The following is a 17,131-nucleotide window of genomic DNA, read 5'->3' as shown; positions in this document are numbered from 1 at the left end:
TTGCTCCCGCAATGTATAGGAATACATTTTAGTCGCAAAATCGCTCGCGCCTCGAACTGCATCCAACTGGAGAAGTTCTAGGTAACAAAGCTTTAAATTTTAACGATAAATTCTATGCCAAAATACGGACCAAAAGCTCAAAAGAAAATAAGCAAAGTAATGCATGAATTTGGTGAGGGCACATTGAAAAGTGGTAATTCCGACAAAAAAGTGACCAGCCAAAAGCAGGCTGTGGCAATCGCCATTTCAGAAGCTCGTCGGGAAGGAGATAAAGTGCCAAAACCGAAGAAAAAAAGCTAACCATTTTTTCTGCTTACCTTTTTCTAATACTCATTTTTAGATTATGATGAGTTGGTGCCTAAAATTGTTCAAAAGAAAATATCGAGGAGTGAAGGCGAGGAAGACACTGAGGCTAGCAAGCCGAACGTGAAAGAAAAAGCCATCTTACACATGGACGGAGATGCGTTTTTTGTTGGTGTGGAAATTGCTAAAAACCCGAAGCTCAGGGGGTTGCCTGTGGTTACGGGAGAAGAACGCGGGATTGTCTCAGCGCTCTCCTATGAAGCCAAGGCGCTCGGTGTTATTCGGGGCATGCCGATATTTAGATTGAAGAAGGATTTTCCAAAAGTAATTATTTTACCGGGGGATTATGCTTCCTATGCTCGCTACTCGAGCAAGATGTTTGATATTGTGCGCAGGTACGCCGATGACGTGGAAGAATACAGTATCGATGAATGTTTCGCTGATTTAACGGGACTTGAGGCCACACTTAAAATGACGTATCGGCAAATGGCTGAGCGGATTAAACAAGAAATAAATAATGAGCTCGATCTCTCGGTTTCAATTGGTGTAGCGCCGACGAAAGTTTTGGCGAAAGTGGCGTCGAAATGGGTGAAGCCAAAGGGTCTCACGGTCATCACCGCAAAAACTGCAGGAGATTTCTTGTCGCAGACACCAATTGAAAAAATCTGGGGCATCGGCGGCCAGACTTCCCAAAAGATGTGGCGTAACGGCATTAAAACGGCCAAAGATTTTATAGATAAAGATTTAAATTGGGTTAGACATTTTTTCCCTAAACCGGACGAAGTAATTTGGCAGGAGCTTTCTGGAATTTCGGTGATGCCGATAGATCCGAATGCAAAAACTACTTATTCTTCAATTCAAAAAACTCGAACGTTTCATCCTGCGACCAACGATAAAAATTTTCTGTTAGCCCAACTTTCAAAAAATATCGAAGAAGCTTGCACCAAAGCGAGGCATTACAAGCTGGTTCCCAAAAAGCTTTCTTTGTTTCTAAAAACTCAAGATTTTCAATACACGACCTCTCTTGTGTCGCTGCCGTCACCGACCAACGCTCCGGAAGTTTTAATGACACTGGCCGGCGAGCAATTAAAAAATATGCACAAGCGTGGCATTTTGTATCGTACGACTGGAGTAACCTTGCGTGAGTTAGTTCCAGATTCAGTTTCGCAAGCGGATTTGTTTGGTAGTAGGGAATTGGCGGATAAATTTGAGGTCATCCACAAACGGATTGATTCTTTAGAAAATAAACTTGGTAAGCGGGTGGTGCATCTGGCTTCGACTCACGCTGCGCTGAAACCCAAGGGTAAGTTTGGGAAAAAAGCGAAAGATAATGAGCCGACAGATTTCGATGATTTGGATAGAGATTTGTTATTTTTGTAAAATTTTAATTTTGTTTTCCCGTCAAATACAAAGGTCGAACCTTTGTACCAAGCGTGCAGATTGGGCTGGCTTAGTGTTTAATATAAGGCATGAACTATAGAAAAATTGCTGTTGTTGGGATAAGTGGTTCTGGAAAAAGTGTTTTTTCGAGACAGCTTTCGTCTGAAACTGGTTTGCCGGTTTTTCACATGGACGCTCTTTTTTGGAGGGGTAATTGGGAGTCAGTGCCCGAACCTGAATATTTACAGGAGCATGAATCGCTCGTCCAAAAAAATGAATGGATTATCGAAGGATGGATAGATGCTAAAATGTCCAACCGTCTTAAAAAGGCTGATGTTGTTTTATATCTCGATTACTCGGGAATTCGTTGTGCTGCGCGGTTGATAAAACGCTGGTTTCAATTTCGTAATAAAAACCGACCGGAACTTCCCAAGGAAGCCATAGAAGGTTTAAGTTTAAAGTTTTTGTGGCGTGTGATTACTCGGGCTGAACGTAAAGGAATAGAAGAAGCCATTGAAATCAGTAAACCCCTTGAGTTAAAAAGATTTCACTCACCAAAAGAACTCAGTCAATTTATGTAGCTCAACAATTATATTTCTCGATCAATTTTTTGAGTCACTCGTGTTAAAATTAAGAAATGGGGTCAGCCAGCATTTATTTATAGATAGAACGAGAAATGGTGGCTGACACCATTTCATGATTCGGGTTGCCCGGTGAGGGAAAAATCGTGCTACCATAACAAGGTAGCGATATTCGTTAATTCAAAAACTATGGAAAATAAAAAAATAATAATTGGGGTGGCGGTGCTCGTCGTATTAGTCAGTGGTTACTTTTTAGTCACCGGAGGCGGTATGAAGTACGGAAAGGATGCGGGCGTATTGCCCAATGGGAAAAAGATGGCATTTTCAGAACTGGTAAAGCAGAATGGTTTCTATAAGTGCGACATACAACAAAATGCGGGTGATGCAGAAACGAGCGGGGTGACCTATGTCCACGCAGGTATGATTCGCGGTGAATATACGACAACTGTCTCTGGTGTGACGGTTGGGACTAACATCATTGTGCGGGACGGCTACACCTATTCGTGGACTTCTTTGGCGCCCGGCATGGGATTCAAAGCGAAAGTAGCTACAACTGAATCAAATAATGGAGGCGCTGGTCCTGCAGGCACGTACAGTTTTAATGCAGATCAAATTGGAGATTACAACTGCCAGACTGTTCCTTCAGACACTTCGAGATTTACGCTACCAGCAGGTGTAACGTTTAAAGAGCTTTAAAAATGTAATCCAAAAACATGCAAAACAAAAACATCATCATTTCTATTTTGGTCTTGCTCGCGCTCGCACTCGGTTTCTTTTTGTTCTTCAAAAAAGCAGATGCGCCAGGCGTTAGCGAAATAAAATCTTTCGCGGACTGTGCTAAGGCTGGATATCCAGTAATGGAAAGTTACCCGCGTCAGTGTAAAACTCCAGATGGACGAACTTTTGCTGAAGAAATTATGCCAAAAATTACCTATGCCAACGCTTCTGCGGATTTGATTACGGTGGAGACACCAACTCCTGGCGCAGTGACGGGGAAAACTTTTTCGGTTATTGGTAAAGCTCGTGGCACTTGGTTTTTCGAGGCCTCGTTTCCCGTCGAGTTGAGAGACAAAGATGGCAACATACTTATTCAAACGCCAGCCCAAGCTCAAAGTGATTGGATGACCACTGAATTTGTGCCGTTTAAAGTAGATTTGAAAGTGCCAGAGTCATACATCGGGCCGGCCACTCTCGTTCTTAAGAAAGACAATCCTTCCGGTTTGCCGGAGCATGAGGCGTTTATCCTTTTTCCTATAACGATCGAGTATTAAATTAATTAAATTTTAGTGCAAAGAAAAAACGGCGTTCAGGATTGAACGTCGTTTGTGTACATTGCCGACAGTTTACTCGGCGGTCTTTTTGGGAAAAAACCAGTCTACGAGTTTTACCCACCACCAGTCGAGCCACGGTCGGTCAGTGAACACGCTGTTTGTGACGATTTGCGCCAGGACACGGATCATGCCCGTGGCAAAATAAATTGCGACGATCGTACCGAGTGTGATCAGTAGCCCATTTATCACGGTATCTTTCAGTTTGAATATGCCTGACACGATCGGTGTCCACCACCAGTCGAGCCACGGCTCGCGGGAAATCCCGATGTGATCCATTGTGACCACTCCAACCATTCGGACCAAACCAACCAGGAGATAAAAGGCGATTAGAGGCACAACAACCCATCTCACGACCAGCACCGCTAACATCCAGCTGACAGGTGTCCTGTCATCCGACTTCGAAAATGTCATGCAATGACCTTTCTCAGTGCTTCCAATGGAAGCGATTTGAATTGCTCAAGTCAATATGACCGCTGTCGCCAGCATTGTGAGCAAGACTTCACTCTCTGCTTCAAACTGTACTTGGTTGTGACTAGTTTGTCAACTGGCTAGGCTTTTTGAGTATCCGTCACTTGAGAATCCAAAATTTGGATTTTTGAAAGCATGAGAGTTTGGTAGCCGTAGTAGGAAATAACAATAATTAAAAACAAAATTATAATCGAGAGTATATTATGCGCGCGTCGTTTGTGATCGATGTGAAGTACGAATAGTAACGTTATAAAGAGCAGGAAAATGAGCATGAGATAGAAAATTCCCAAAAGTTTACTTGGGCTCGAGACGATGTGGTCGATTTTCGATGCTTGCGGAAGGACTTCAGGTTTTTCGTTTATGGAAAGGGTGGGCCTTGGGATTTCCACGGAAGTGTTTTGGACTGCTTCAAAACTTTCATCGATTTTGGCGCCTAACACGGCACTTGAGCCTATCGGTACGATTTTTGGTTCAGGTTCTGTTGGGACAATAGTAGTGAGGGCAAGTTTAGGAATTTCCTCTTCCAGAGCAGTGGTTGTTGTTGCCCCATGTTGCTCAGTTGTGGTGGCTAGATTTTGTGGAGTTGTAGTGGCGGGTTTTGGCGAAGGGTTGCCAAACATTTGAACCACAAAGATTGTTTCTTGTCCTTCATACACGCCACGTGAGGTAGCGACACCAATTTCAGTAAAATGCTCATTTAAAATGTTGGCGCGGTGCGATGGGGAGTTCATCCACGCGGTGTTGACCGTGTCCGAGTCATCAAATTTAATGGCGAGATTTTCTCCTGCAAAAGCAAACGAGTATCCGGCTTTGGAAAACCAATACCAAGGATTCAATCCTTCGGGGCTGGTGTGAGCGAAGTAGCTTTTTTGAGCCATATCGTCGGCTTTCATTTGCGCCGCTTGCTCAAGGGTTGGGCTAACGGTAAGAGTGTTTAAGGCAAGCGTGGTTCTGTCTGAGTTGGCAAGATCAATGAGGATTGAAGGCAAGATAGCGGCGAGAAAGTTATTTTTTTGGAGAACTTTAAAATACAGAGTGGAGGTGACAAAAGAACCGACGATGAGTAACAAGAAAGCAAAGATACCACTCGCGCGCAGAAGGTAGGGATGAAAATTATTCCCTTCGTGCGGTATTATCAGTTTCTTAGTGAGCCGCTTCATGGCTAGATTATGCTATAAAAGGGAGGATTTTGGAAGAGCCACAGGAAGCTTGTAGCTGTTAGCTAATACCCCCCCCCGTTCCGAGTGTACTCTGGTACGTTCGGGCGGGGCTTGCAGCTTCAAAAAATCCCCCCGCGGCCTTTGGCCGCGGGGGGATTTTTTGTTTTCACTACTCCGCTTTCTTATTCGCCTTATTGCGATCTCCTTTTTTAAGATGTTGTTTTCTGAGGCGGACGGATTTGGGTGTAATTTCCAAATACTCATCGCCTTGCATAATTTCCATTCCGCGTTCGATCGTAAGTCGCATAGGTGGAATAATGAGGATTGCGTCGTCATTGCCCGACATACGAACGTTTGTCAGCTGTTTGTTCTTGGTTGGGTTTACATCCATGTCTTCACCCTTGGTCACGTTTCCAATAATCATTCCTTCATATACGGGTGTCGCAGGATCAATATAGATAATGCCACGTTCTTGTAAATTCCAAATCGAATAGGCAAGTGCGGTGCCTGTTTCCATGGAAATCATCGAACCGAAACTGTGTTTCTCAATCACGCCGACGTATGGTTTGAATCCGATAAATCGCGATGAAAGCAAACCTTCACCTTTAGTATCAATCACAAATTCTCCGCGGTAACCCAGAAGGCCACGAGTTGGAATTTGAAAGATTAGTCGTGCAATATTTTCGTGCTCCTTGTGTTCCATCAAAATACCTTTTCGGCGAGTTAATTTCTGAATGACCGAGCTAGCATTTTCAGTTCGCACATCAACAACCGCTTCTTCGAAAGGTTCAACCTTCACGCCATCAAGTTCTTTGATAATAACTTGCGGTTGAGAAACTTGTAATTCAAAACCTTCGCGGCGCATGTATTCAAGAAGAATGGAAATGTGTAGTTCGCCTCGGCCATAGACTTTGTAAGTATCGCCGTTTGAAAAATCAACCTTAAGACCCACGTTGACTTCAAGTTCCTTTTCAAGTCGAGCGCGGATTTGTCGTGTGGTTACCAATTTTCCTTCGCGGCCGGCAAGTGGGGAATCGTTAACCAGGAAGTTCAAGGAAATGGTTGGCTCGTCAACTGCAATAGCGGGTAGGGCAATAACATCAACTGAGTCTGTCACAGTATCTCCAATGTAAATACTAGGCAGACCGGCAATCATCACAATGTCTCCAGCTCCTGCCTCAGAAACTTCTTTTCGAGTGACACCTTCAAAGCTAAAGAGCTTAGTAATTTTACCAGAGACCATCTCGCCTCCTGCCGGCTTCTTGATGTAGACAGTTGAACCTTGTTTAATTGTGCCCTCGTAAATTCGTCCAATTGCTAATCGTCCGAGAAAATTATCGTATGCAAGGTTGAAAGGCTGCATCCGGAGCTTCGCTGTGGAATTTCTGTCAGCGGCGGGCACTTCAGCAAGAATCAAATCGAGAAGAGGATTAAGATTTTTTGATTCGTCTGTAATTTTTATTTTAGCAATACCTTGTCGGCCGATAGCGTAAACCACTTTGAAATCAAGCTGGGCGTCGGTCGCACCGAGTTCCATAAAGAGTTCCAAAATTTCATCGTTAACTTCAGTAATTCGAGCGGCTGGCTTGTCGATCTTGTTGATGATGACGATCGGTTTCAATCCCAATTCCAAAGATTTTTTAAGTACGAAACGAGTTTGAGGCATCGGGCCTTCTTGAGCGTCAACGAGCAGAAGCACGGTGTCGATTGAACGAAGCACGCGTTCTACCTCTGAACCGAAGTCGGCGTGGCCCGGAGTGTCAACGATGTTGATTTTGGTGTCCTTATAATAGAGAGACGCATTTTTAGCATAAATGGTAATGCCGCGCTCTTGTTCGAGAGCGTTTGAGTCCATACTGGCGCTGTCCTCCTTGACCATGCCGGTTTGGCGCATTAAGGCATCAGTCAGTGTGGTTTTGCCGTGATCCACGTGGGCTATGATTGCTATGTTTCGAATCTCCATTTTGCGTTGGGGGCTTTCCTTTTTGGCGAACTTCGTCGTTGCACATTCCGCTCCTCACTCAGCGTACTAAGAGTACGATTCGTTTCGGTGCTCATGTGCGCCTCGAATTTCATCCAAAAATGAAAGCCCAAATTAGTTTGTTATTTAATTACGTTTCGTCCTTTAAAAGTTTGAAAATAAATAAAGAGCCCTCGGCTCAGTGCGCATAAGTAAAGCAAGAAAAAGGCTTTTTGTCAAAGGTTATGAGGGTATATTTTCAACCTGTAACATTCTCAAAAAGCAGCGTGTTGTAGAAAGGGAAGACGGTCGATATAATTAAGAAGCTCGCTTTGAGAGTCTGCTTATGACAGGCTCTCCTCGAGTTATATCTATGGACCTACTAAACGATACCGTTCAAAATACAGAAGTAGCGAATGTTAGTGACGAGGCTATTTTAGCCCTGTCTGTTTCAAACCCTGACAAGTTTTCTATACTAGTAGATCGCTACCAAGAAGCTTTCATCCGGAAGGCCGGCCAAATAATCAGAAACGATCCTGACATGGTCAAAGACATCGTTCAGGATGCCTTTGTGAAAATATATTTAAATGCCAGCAAGTTTAAGGTCCAGGAAGGAGCTTCTTTTAAATCCTGGGGATACAAAATTCTCATCAATACCTGTTTTACGAAATACAAAAAAATTAAAGGTGATAACGTCTACTTACGCGATCTGGATCCTGAGATTGCCGAGCTTGTGCCATCTAAAGACGAAATCAATTCTTTTGAACAAAAACTCGACACCGATTACGTTTTATCCCTCATTTCCAAGTTGCCTGTAATTTTAGGGCGAGTCTTGCGGTTGTACTCTGTTGAAGGCAAATCGCAAAAGGATATTGCTCAAATGGAGGGGATTTCGTTGGGTGCGGTACGGGCTCGAATCCATCGTGCCAAAAAGGAGATTAAAAAAGTTGTTGATTTTTCTCCGGGTGAAAACGATGCATCCTAAGCCAATATTACTATTTTAATTTTTATTAACATGACAAAACAAGAAGAATTTTTAAAACAACAAATAATGCAACGAGTGCTGTTTGTGTATGGTTTGAAAAGATTGCCGGCAATCTTCCTTCCTAAGGTAGCAATTTTTTCTACCTTGCTAGCTCTGTGCGGTTTTTTTGTTTCAGTGCCAAATGTCTTAAAAAATATGCCGTCACTTTTGGAAACTCAAAAGTTTTTGCAGTTTATGACTTCTGCATTTTTAAATACCCGATTGATAATTCAGATTGTAGCAGTGGCCGTGGTTATTGTGCTTTTCTATATGGTTAAAGATTTGGTTAAAACGTTTAGCGGAAAGGTGCAGGCTTTGACTACTGCCTAAATTTCTACGACGTTTCTCCTCTTTCTACTGTTGAGAATTTAAAAGAGCTCGGGTTTTAGGGCCGACAAAACCGTACGAAGGGTCGGAGCTAGTTTTAATGATGGCGAATTTAATTTGAAATCTTCCAACAGCCCGCTTGGTCGCCGGGCCGAAGTAGCCGGTGATCGAGCCTTCAGGGTAGATTATTTTGTCTTTGGCGAAAAAGGTTTGAAGTGCCGTAACGTCTGCGCCGCGTGAACCAACATCAAGTGCTCGCTTGAAAATATTTTTACCGCCGGTTGTTACGTTTGTGATTACAGGAGTTGAAATTGTAGGTGTGGTTACTATCGTTGAAGTGGTTGTTGTCACAGGAGAAATTGTGCCAGATTTTGGAATTGGTTGTACTGTAATTTTGACACTTGCCGCATTACTGCCAGTGTAGGTTCCGTCTTTCAGTTGTGGAAAGATTGAAACGATTGCGGCTTGATCGCTCGGTTCTGAATTAAAGAAAAAAATGGAAGTCGAGGCGGTCGCACCGAACGAAGTGGTTGTTGCCAGAAATTCATTGCATGGCAGTGTTGTGCTTGTTGTCGTTGAAATCAAGGTGTAGGTTAAAGCGGCCGCGCAGGAAATTTTTATATTAGCGCCCGAGCCGTTAACAAATGACCAGTTGAAGGCCACAGAGTCACCGGAAAATATTTTTTGACGCGAAACAGAAAAAGTGGAGAGAGAAATTGCTTTTTGAGCGTCAGAGGTGACCGACAATTGAATACTTTTTGATCGGCCACCATCGTAGACCCCCGGTGACATCGCTGGCAGAATGGTAACTTCAAGCGGAAGATTTTCTTGTGATGAATTTTTAAACAACATTGACATAGACCCTGAGCCCGGCAGGTCGGTTGGAAAAATAACCTGACCACAAGGAACAGTAGCGCCGTTATTGTAGGACGACGAAGTGGCAACAATAAAACTATTACAACCAATTTTAAAATTGACACCACCGAGATAGGGAGATGTCCAATAAAAATTGGTGGCCGCTCCAGAAATCGTGGTGGTTGCGGTGGTGTAAAAGTTTCCAATCGATTCTGCTGAAGGATTAACATAGAGCGAAACCTCTCTTGCTCCGGCATCAAAATTCACCGCGCTGGCATCTTTGGGCGTTAGTCGCACAGTTAAAATTTTTCCACTGCCACTGACGTTTATAACATTTAGTGACACACCTTCGGATGCGGCACCGCTTATCGATGTGGCGGTATCACAGGGAAATGATTGATTGGTAGAAGCGTATCGCAACGTCACTCCTTGTGGGCAAAAAAAGATGATTGAGTGTCCTCCGCCGTTTATAGTCCAGGTAAAGTCTCCGACTTGTCCGGATCCTAAACTGGTTGGCGCGCTGAAAGAAACTACGGAAGGAGTGTCTGCATGAATTGAAAAAACGGGGAGTGTAAGGAAAATGAAACTCGCAAACAAACTGGCGTAAAATTTTTTCATATTTTTACTATTAATTTTTGTAAATCCTATTCATTAATTTAAAACTAAAGCGATTGACTACGAGAGGTATTGTGAGACCTACAGTCGATCCTAAAAGCGCTCCTGCAATAATATCAGATGGATAATGAACTCCACTCATCACTCGCGCAATGACCATGACTGTGCTTGCTATAAAAAATATGATGCCGATTTTTCTGTTGTATTGGAAAAGCACCGCTGACAATCCAAAGAAAAAAGTGGCATGACCCGATGGGAAGGAGGGTCCTACTTCTGTAAATAGTTGACGGGCTTCAGTCAGGGTAATAAAGGGTCGTGGCCTCTCGTACAAAACGTTGATTATTTTTAAGAAAATTTCCATCCCGATAAGTTCAGTGACAATCGTCGACAGCAGTATTGAAATTCTTTCTTTTTGAGTTGCCGTTTGAAAGATAACAAAAAGCATAAAGGCGGCGCCTAAAACATACGCAAGGTAGTTAGCAAAAAAGATGAGTATCTGATCAACGAAGGCCGATCGCCCAATAACACTATTGAACCAGAAGAAAATTGTGGTGTCCACGTGCTCCATATGTTCCTAGAATTATACTATATTTTTTTCAAATTTTTGCGGAGTGAGCTTGAGTGAAGCGTTTCGTCATTGTGCGGGAATAGGCGTACCAGTTTTACGTTGTGTTTTGTTTGCGCGAGAAAAGTTTCCAAAGCCTTTCCGAGAGGTTCTTGATCGTAGCCAAGCGCTATGATATCTGGAATGAGTTCAGTAAAAATATTCCAACTGCCACTTTTGCTATCTCCCTCAAATATGTGATCGGCAATTTTTTCCGTCTCTAAATTTTTCATGCGCAGTGCGAGGGGATTGTGCGGATGATTTTTTTTGAGATCGAGCACTGCTTCATCTGGCGCTAGTACTACAAAAAGCTTATCACCTAAGGCTTTAGCGCTTTCTAAAAAATACCTGTGGCCATCGTGCAGGATATCGAAAACCCCGAACACTAAGACTTTTTTAGACTGACTGGACATGCTGGTATTCTAGCAGGTTTTTCGGCGCTTTTTACAACACATACCAATGTGCTATAATTTTCCTAATTAGTTAATAATACAAAGTATGGATACATCAAATCGCACCGTTATGATTGTTGGAATAGTCGCCCTTGTGCTCATTGTTGGTGGTTTGGTGTATGCCAATAACGCGCCAAGTAAATACGACGGTTTTGCTATGTGTTTGAAGGATAAAGGCGCTACGTTTTACGGAGCATTTTGGTGTCCTCATTGCGCTAAGCAAAAATCAATGTTTGGGAATGCGAAAAAATATCTTCCCTATGTTGAATGTTCAACTCCCGACGCTAACGGCCAGACTCCAATTTGTATAGAAAAAGAAATTCACTCGTATCCAACATGGATATTCCCAGACATGAGTTCAACAACTGGTGAACAGGAACTGAGTGTCCTTGCAGATAAAACCGGTTGTACGCTTCCAAATTAAGGTTATGTTTTCTCCCGATTTTGTAAATTTAATTTTGGGTTCGGCTACCCTTTTAGGGCAGGTGATTATCGTGGTTGTTATTTTTTGTCTTCTTACCGGAACGGGAAAATCAATTGTTGATTTTTTTACCAAGCGCGCCTTATGGATGATGTTTTTAGTTGCCCTTGTTGCGACTTCAGGAAGTCTGACCTATTCTGAGATTTTGGGCTACGAGCCGTGCTATCTGTGTTGGTTCCAAAGAATTTTTATGTATCCACAAACTATTCTTTTTGGTCTAGCACTGTACAAGAAAGACAATAAAATTTTTGATTACGGTTTGGCACTTTCGGGTGTTGGAATTTTGTATTCGATCTATCATTATTTGCTCCAGTGGGGATTTGTGCCAGAACTTTCTTGCAGTGTCGTTGGCGTTTCTTGCGCCAAACAATTTGTCACGGTCTTTGGGTACATTACAATTCCCTTGATGGCTTTGACTGCGTTCGCTTTAATTATTTTGCACGGCTATCTCGCTAAGAGAGCGGTTCAGAATTAATTTTTAAAACGGCCCCGCTCCGATGTACATCGGAGCGGGGCCGTTTTCTATTGCCAAGAAACCCTTTCAGTGATTAACTTTATTAAGGAATTTAATAGTTGAACATTAACAATTGAACATGAGGGAAATATATGAGCAACAAAGGAAATGGCAATGGTCATGGCGTGGCTCCGGAATACTTGCCGGCGGAGAGGCACGCAGTTCTCCGGTTGGTTGGAAGATCTCCTTCGGGTTCTCATGAGGCAGACCCGGCGGCTGTGGAGTTTTTGTTGGCCGCGGGATTTGTCGCCGAAAAACCTGATGTCTCCGTGCATCGCGGGGCTATCGATCCAACGAGAAGAAACGTCCTTGAAATATCCAGGCAAAAAAATGCCAATAAGCGTGGGAACTTTAAACTTTTGCGACTCTCGTCTGATGGCGGGGTCCAAACCCTCGAGGATGGATATTTTGGTAATCTGGACGATAAAGTTTCAGGAAAGTGGATCGTTGACGGAAACGGTTACAACTCGCTCAGCAACGCCCAGATTGTCGTTGACAGTAAGAAGTGGGATCCAGAATCCGTTTTGCCTGATAAGCCAGCTGAGATGATAACACCCGAGCCTCCGCCCGTCACACTCGTTAAGTCTTCAAGGATATATCCTCAGAAATCTCAAGGTGAAGATTCGAAAGGTGAGTTTTGGATGGACGTGGATTGCTTAAGACCGTGGGCAGGTCAGCCGAGAAAAGTTTTCCGCGACGCCGCGCTCGACGAATTGGGCAATAGTTTGCTCACGGGGCAGATGCGGGCGATTCTAATTTGTCCACTCGGTCCAGATCAGGCCGCTGGTAAGGTTTGTTCCGAGATTGTCGATGGGGAGCGGCGTTGGCGAGCGGCGCAATTAAAGCGCATACCGAAAGTGTTAGTTTCGATGCGGTATCCAATCGACGAGGCAGATCAGCATCGGATGTCAGTTGTGTCGAATATGCACGCTGTACCTCACACTCACTACGAGTACGCGACCGCTATTATTTATGCGGTGAAAAAGGCTGGCAGAAGCATCGATGATGTAGCGAAGGACTTTTCGATGTCTGGAGCTAGTGTTCGGAATTACCTTTCTCTGAGCGCCTTGGTGCCAAGTCTGTTCGAGCTTCTGAGCACTTCTCAACCTAAAGGGAAAAAACTTCCGCTCGGTTGCGGAGTGCTCCTCGCTAAGGTCAAGCCTGAAAAACAGGAGGAGATTTTGGCACAAGCGATTCAAGAGAGCGGGCATTTGGGCCGTCGAGGTTTAGCCGCCTGTCTTGAGGCTTTGATTATTGGTAACAAAACGGAAAAAGGTCCTAATGGCGGTAAAAGAAGGGAACAGCCATGCGAGGTTGCCAAGTTGGCGCGAACAGCGATTGAGGCTGTCCGTCTCAGTGTCCACAATCTGAATCTTTGGGCTGATGGTTTCAGGGCGAGTGAAGAAATGAAACAGCCTGTCGCTCGCTTGGCGCTTGCTTCCAACATGCGCGAGACAGCGGATCGTTTGCGTCAGTTTGCAGAAAAGCTCGTTGCTCACCCCTCATGATTATTCTTGTCCATAGCTCGGCTTTACCCGGGCTATTTTTTTGTGTTTTAAAATTATTTTTTAAAAATTTAAATTTTTTTCAGAAAAAATTACACCTACATTAAGGAGTCACGGCCGTGACTCCTTAATGTAGGTGGTGCAATTAGGGTTGAAACGTAATTTTTCGCTATTTAGTTTCCGTCACGATGCTGTTGATGGGATCAATTGCATCCTCGACGGTAAACTCAATTCGGCCAATAAGATTTTTACGATTAGTTTCAACATCGACTCGCCACAAACCCGGCTGGACGTTAGATTTTTTTGTGTAGCCACGGAAGCCTTCATCGCGGCCTCCGAAAATTGGCAACTGAATTAAATCCGTCTCGATCCATTTTTTTTGTGCGTCATCAAAATACTGCCATCGATAATAGATTGGTACGGTCAAATCCGTCGGCGCAAAAATGGAGCTCCAGACGTAGACAGATTCATTTGGTTTTTGATGAAAGGTGGAATCGGTATTGGAAATAAAAGGATACCAGCTGTCATGCTCAAAACTCAGGGTGTATTCGCCATTTGCCAGTCGCGTCACCGAGTGATAGACACCGATTTCTTTCAGCGCAAGAGGCACGGGAGGAATAATGTTGGTGAAATAGGCGACGTTAAATAAAATATAAATTGCTGATAGAGAAAGAATGAGCGAGCGCTTACTCGATGCATATTTTTCAGGCGCAATTCGAGAAAGAATCCAAATAAAAATTGTAATGATGATTAACGTTGCGAGTCCGCTCAATATAAAAATAAGCGCGCTCATTGATTTTAAAAGAATTGGCAGGGAAAAAATATTGTAGGAAAAAAGCACGGTAAAGAAAAGGCTCACGGGCAAGGTGATCGAAAGATAGCGTTTGCGCAAAAGTTCGTTGCTGATGACGAGGAGAACTAAAAAAAGTAGGAACGGCCAGTTGTTTGAAATCGAGGCGCTACGAGTGTAAAAAATAATATAGGCGGAAAAAAGACTACCGAAACAAAACTGAAGAATGAGTGGAAACCACTTAGTGATTTTTTCTATAATTTTTACCCGGCGCTCTGGGTGAAACGGTAGGTTCATGATCAAGATGCTGAAGGCTGAAATCACCAAGTAAGAACCAAGCATGATGTTGGCAAAGACATGATCAATTTGGCTCAACATGATGTTGTCCCAAATAAATCCGAGAACAAAGGCGATAGCAGTTCCGTGCTTTTTAATTTTTTGACGTACAGAAGAATCTTCCATACAAGAATTATCCCACAAATATAAAAAAATCCTATGTTTGCGGATTAAATATTTGCTAGCTTGATTGTGAGAAATAACACCGCTACGCCAACAACCGTCATGAAAGTTGTCCAAATGGTTGGATGGGCATGGTGGCTTTCAGGCAAAAGGTCGCTTGCGCCGATGTAGAGAAAGAAACCTGAAAATAAAGCTAACAACAAGCCGAGCGCGTTTTCCGGTAGAGTAAAAAAGATAGTAGAAATTACGCCGACAACCGGCGCAAGAGCATCAACCAAAAGCCATTTGAAAGCTTTTTTCGATTCGCCATGGTTTTTGAGAATCATGTTAACCGTATTGATACCATCTGAAAAATCGTGGGTTAGAACTGCAACGGCCACAATTGCTCCGAGCGCTGGAGAAACTTTAAACGCCAGTCCAATTCCCACCCCGTCAAGAAAACTGTGCACTGAAAGGGAGCTGGCGCCCACAATTCCTCGGTTCTGACGATGAGTTTCAGGGTGCTCAGCATCATGTGTATGAGTATGAAAAAGAATGAGTCTGTCGAGAATCATGTACAAAATAAAACCAAGCGCTACCACGGATGTGGTTGTAGAAAACCCGTAGGTTTTTGATCCAAGTTCGATGGCTTCTGGTAGCAAATCAAAAAAGGCAACACCAATGACGGCGCCGGCGCTGAAGCCCAAAATAAGATGCAGTCTGTCTTTGAAGCGTAAAGCAAACAAACCTCCGAGAAGGGTTGAGAAAAACGTGGCAAAAGTTATAAGGGTTAACATTGGGTCCATTTTAGCACAAAATTACACGTTGTGAATTATGACTTTAGTCATCGAATTGCTATACTAAAACGATAAAAATAGTATGGAATCACAGACACAATCCCAAGAACATATCGACCGAGCTTTTTTGCTCAAGGTGGTTCAGCCAGGGCTCGCGGGACTTATGGACGGTTCGGTATCAACGCTTGCGCCAATTTTTGCTGCCGCCTATGCGACGAGCAGTCCTCGATTAGCTTTTTTGATTGGTGCTTCTGCGGCTACGGGTGCGGCTATCAGTATGGCATTTGCCGAGGCTCTTTCAGACAATGGGGAGCACACCGGTCGCGGTCATCCTTTTATTCGGGGACTCATCATCGGTTCAATGACTTTTCTGGGAGGCATTTTACACACCTTGCCTTTTCTTATTTCCAATTTACATCTCGCGCTCTACCTCGCCTACATTGTTGTTGGTATCGAGCTCGTGGCTATCGCCTACATTAGATATCGCTATTTTAAAACCAGCTTTTGGCTTTCAGTGGTGCAAGTGGTTTTCGGAGGAGCACTTGTTCTTGTGGCGGGACTATTAATTGGCAGCGCGTAACGCCTGCATTCTCAATTTTAAATTTTTGTTAGAAATTCGCCGACATTCGCCGCAGTTTTAAGTGGTATGGAAACGTAGAAGGTTGTTCCTTTGCCGAGTTCTGTTTCGAAACGAATAGAACCTCGGTGGGCTTTGATGTATTGATCGGTCATATAGAGTCCAATGCCACTACCGCTGTTTAATTCTTTTTTGGCGTTGCTGGCGCGGAAAAATTTTAAGAAAATTTTTTCTTTTTCAGCTTCGGGAATGCCGATACCGCTATCACTGACTGAAATGTTCAAGGTTTTTTCATCGTTGCCGATGTGCACCGCGATTTCTCGAATGTCACCAAGTGTATATTGCAAAGCATTTTCCAAAAGATTTTCTAGAATAATGCGTAGGCGCAGTAAATCCACCTCAACTAAACTCTCGTGGTTCAAGTGGATTTCCGAGGTGAGATGTATACCTTTCTTTTGCGCACCGAAGGCGTATTTTTCGATAGTTTCTTTGAGGTTTTGCTCGATTTCCTTGAGGTCAAATTTTTCCAGTGATATTTTCAATTTTCCTATGTCGAGCAAACTGACGTCGAGCAGGTTAACCGAGTGCATGATGGTCGTGTAAATCGAATTGACGACACCTTCAAGCATTTTTTTGTCTTCTTCAGTTATGGCTTTTCCGTAATTTTGAAGAATCATTTCGATGGCCCAGCCAGTTGAGGTGAGTCCCGTTTTCATTTCATGGGTGATGAGAGCAACAGTTTCATCTCGCACAGCGCTGTTTGTTTTGAGAGTTTTTTGTTTTTCGTAATTAACAAAAATGATAGAAACCAGAACACCAATGAGAGATGTAATGGCAACGACGAACGAGTGATTTTCGTTGGCGAAGTAGGACATGCGGAAAGAAAGGACGATGAATCCTAAGACAGCCCCGCCGACACCTCCGAGGATGTAAAAAATTATTTTTTCAACTTTTTCAGCCATGAAATCC

Annotated in this window: 20 protein-coding genes; 11 read left to right on the top strand and 9 right to left on the bottom strand. The window is 43.5% G+C overall.

Annotation, left to right across the window (positions count from 1 at the left end; genetic code table 11):
* Positions 1 to 114: 114 nt before the first annotated feature.
* From V4467_01155 to V4467_01135, 5 genes are all read left to right on the top strand, one after another.
* Complete coding sequence (locus V4467_01155) at positions 115 to 300, top strand: DUF6496 domain-containing protein (GenBank protein MES2087580.1); 186 nt, start codon at positions 115 to 117, stop codon at positions 298 to 300.
* Between the two features lie 54 nt (positions 301 to 354).
* Complete coding sequence (locus V4467_01150) at positions 355 to 1,683, top strand: DNA polymerase IV (GenBank protein ID MES2087579.1); 1,329 nt, start codon at positions 355 to 357, stop codon at positions 1,681 to 1,683.
* An 89-nt stretch (positions 1,684 to 1,772) separates the two neighbouring features.
* Positions 1,773 to 2,264, top strand: a complete 492-nt coding sequence (locus tag V4467_01145) for a hypothetical protein (protein ID MES2087578.1) — start codon at positions 1,773 to 1,775, stop codon at positions 2,262 to 2,264.
* A 189-nt stretch (positions 2,265 to 2,453) separates the two neighbouring features.
* Positions 2,454 to 2,960, top strand: coding sequence for a hypothetical protein (locus V4467_01140; GenBank protein ID MES2087577.1), 507 nt, complete (start codon positions 2,454 to 2,456; stop codon positions 2,958 to 2,960).
* Positions 2,961 to 2,977: 17 nt separating this feature from the next.
* Positions 2,978 to 3,535 carry a Gmad2 immunoglobulin-like domain-containing protein gene (locus V4467_01135; protein MES2087576.1) on the top strand — a complete coding sequence of 186 codons (558 nt, stop codon included), beginning with the start codon at positions 2,978 to 2,980 and terminating at the stop codon, positions 3,533 to 3,535.
* A 72-nt stretch (positions 3,536 to 3,607) separates the two neighbouring features.
* Here V4467_01135 and V4467_01130 read toward each other — a convergent pair whose 3' ends face one another.
* From V4467_01130 to typA, 3 genes are all read right to left on the bottom strand, one after another.
* Positions 3,608 to 3,964 (bottom strand): hypothetical protein, encoded by a 357-nt coding sequence (locus V4467_01130; GenBank protein ID MES2087575.1) that lies wholly within the window; start codon positions 3,962 to 3,964, stop codon positions 3,608 to 3,610.
* A 179-nt stretch (positions 3,965 to 4,143) separates the two neighbouring features.
* Complete coding sequence (locus V4467_01125) at positions 4,144 to 5,223, bottom strand: CAP domain-containing protein (GenBank protein MES2087574.1); 1,080 nt, start codon at positions 5,221 to 5,223, stop codon at positions 4,144 to 4,146.
* Positions 5,224 to 5,392: 169 nt separating this feature from the next.
* Positions 5,393 to 7,186, bottom strand: coding sequence for a translational GTPase TypA (typA, locus tag V4467_01120; protein ID MES2087573.1), 1,794 nt, complete (start codon positions 7,184 to 7,186; stop codon positions 5,393 to 5,395).
* 370 nt (positions 7,187 to 7,556) lie between these two features.
* Here typA and V4467_01115 point away from each other — a divergent pair, with 370 nt between their 5' ends.
* Positions 7,557 to 8,168: an RNA polymerase sigma factor gene (locus tag V4467_01115; protein MES2087572.1), complete on the top strand. Its 612-nt coding sequence runs from the start codon at positions 7,557 to 7,559 to the stop codon at positions 8,166 to 8,168.
* 30 nt (positions 8,169 to 8,198) lie between these two features.
* Complete coding sequence (locus V4467_01110; protein MES2087571.1) at positions 8,199 to 8,537, top strand: hypothetical protein; 339 nt, start codon at positions 8,199 to 8,201, stop codon at positions 8,535 to 8,537.
* A gap of 24 nt (positions 8,538 to 8,561) precedes the next feature.
* Here V4467_01110 and V4467_01105 read toward each other — a convergent pair whose 3' ends face one another.
* The 3 genes from V4467_01105 to V4467_01095 are packed head-to-tail and all read right to left on the bottom strand — an operon-like array spanning position 8,562 to position 11,021.
* Entirely contained in the window at positions 8,562 to 10,007 is a 1,446-nt protein-coding gene (locus tag V4467_01105) for a peptidoglycan-binding domain-containing protein (protein ID MES2087570.1), read from the bottom strand.
* Positions 10,008 to 10,017: 10 nt separating this feature from the next.
* Positions 10,018 to 10,572, bottom strand: a complete 555-nt coding sequence (locus V4467_01100) for a phosphatase PAP2 family protein (protein ID MES2087569.1) — start codon at positions 10,570 to 10,572, stop codon at positions 10,018 to 10,020.
* A gap of 17 nt (positions 10,573 to 10,589) precedes the next feature.
* Entirely contained in the window at positions 10,590 to 11,021 is a 432-nt protein-coding gene (locus V4467_01095) for an adenylyltransferase/cytidyltransferase family protein (GenBank protein ID MES2087568.1), read from the bottom strand.
* Between the two features lie 85 nt (positions 11,022 to 11,106).
* On the opposite strand from V4467_01095, the gene V4467_01090 reads away from it, so the two are divergent.
* The 3 genes from V4467_01090 to V4467_01080 all read left to right on the top strand — a co-directional run bounded on the left by V4467_01090 (position 11,107) and on the right by V4467_01080 (position 13,563).
* On the top strand, positions 11,107 to 11,484 hold the full coding sequence (locus V4467_01090) for a hypothetical protein (protein MES2087567.1): 378 nt from the start codon (positions 11,107 to 11,109) through the stop codon (positions 11,482 to 11,484).
* Between the two features lie 4 nt (positions 11,485 to 11,488).
* Positions 11,489 to 12,016 carry a disulfide bond formation protein B gene (locus tag V4467_01085; GenBank protein MES2087566.1) on the top strand — a complete coding sequence of 176 codons (528 nt, stop codon included), beginning with the start codon at positions 11,489 to 11,491 and terminating at the stop codon, positions 12,014 to 12,016.
* A gap of 131 nt (positions 12,017 to 12,147) precedes the next feature.
* Positions 12,148 to 13,563: a ParB/RepB/Spo0J family partition protein gene (locus tag V4467_01080; protein MES2087565.1), complete on the top strand. Its 1,416-nt coding sequence runs from the start codon at positions 12,148 to 12,150 to the stop codon at positions 13,561 to 13,563.
* 166 nt (positions 13,564 to 13,729) lie between these two features.
* Here V4467_01080 and V4467_01075 read toward each other — a convergent pair whose 3' ends face one another.
* Complete coding sequence (locus V4467_01075) at positions 13,730 to 14,812, bottom strand: DUF2914 domain-containing protein (GenBank protein ID MES2087564.1); 1,083 nt, start codon at positions 14,810 to 14,812, stop codon at positions 13,730 to 13,732.
* Between the two features lie 44 nt (positions 14,813 to 14,856).
* Entirely contained in the window at positions 14,857 to 15,585 is a 729-nt protein-coding gene (locus V4467_01070; GenBank protein MES2087563.1) for a ZIP family metal transporter, read from the bottom strand.
* Positions 15,586 to 15,667: 82 nt separating this feature from the next.
* Here V4467_01070 and V4467_01065 point away from each other — a divergent pair, with 82 nt between their 5' ends.
* Positions 15,668 to 16,165 (top strand): VIT1/CCC1 transporter family protein, encoded by a 498-nt coding sequence (locus tag V4467_01065; GenBank protein MES2087562.1) that lies wholly within the window; start codon positions 15,668 to 15,670, stop codon positions 16,163 to 16,165.
* A 17-nt stretch (positions 16,166 to 16,182) separates the two neighbouring features.
* On the opposite strand, the gene V4467_01060 is transcribed toward V4467_01065, so the two are convergent.
* A complete protein-coding gene (locus V4467_01060; GenBank protein ID MES2087561.1) occupies positions 16,183 to 17,124 on the bottom strand; it encodes a HAMP domain-containing sensor histidine kinase in 942 nt (313 codons plus the stop codon).
* Between the last annotated feature and the right edge of the window lie 7 nt (positions 17,125 to 17,131).

The sequence above is a fragment of the Patescibacteria group bacterium genome, assembly GCA_040390045.1.
In the GTDB taxonomy this organism is placed as follows: Bacteria; Patescibacteriota; Minisyncoccia; order Phycocordibacterales; family SIBU01; genus SIBU01.
This window is presented reverse-complemented; position numbering and strand designations above follow the sequence as displayed.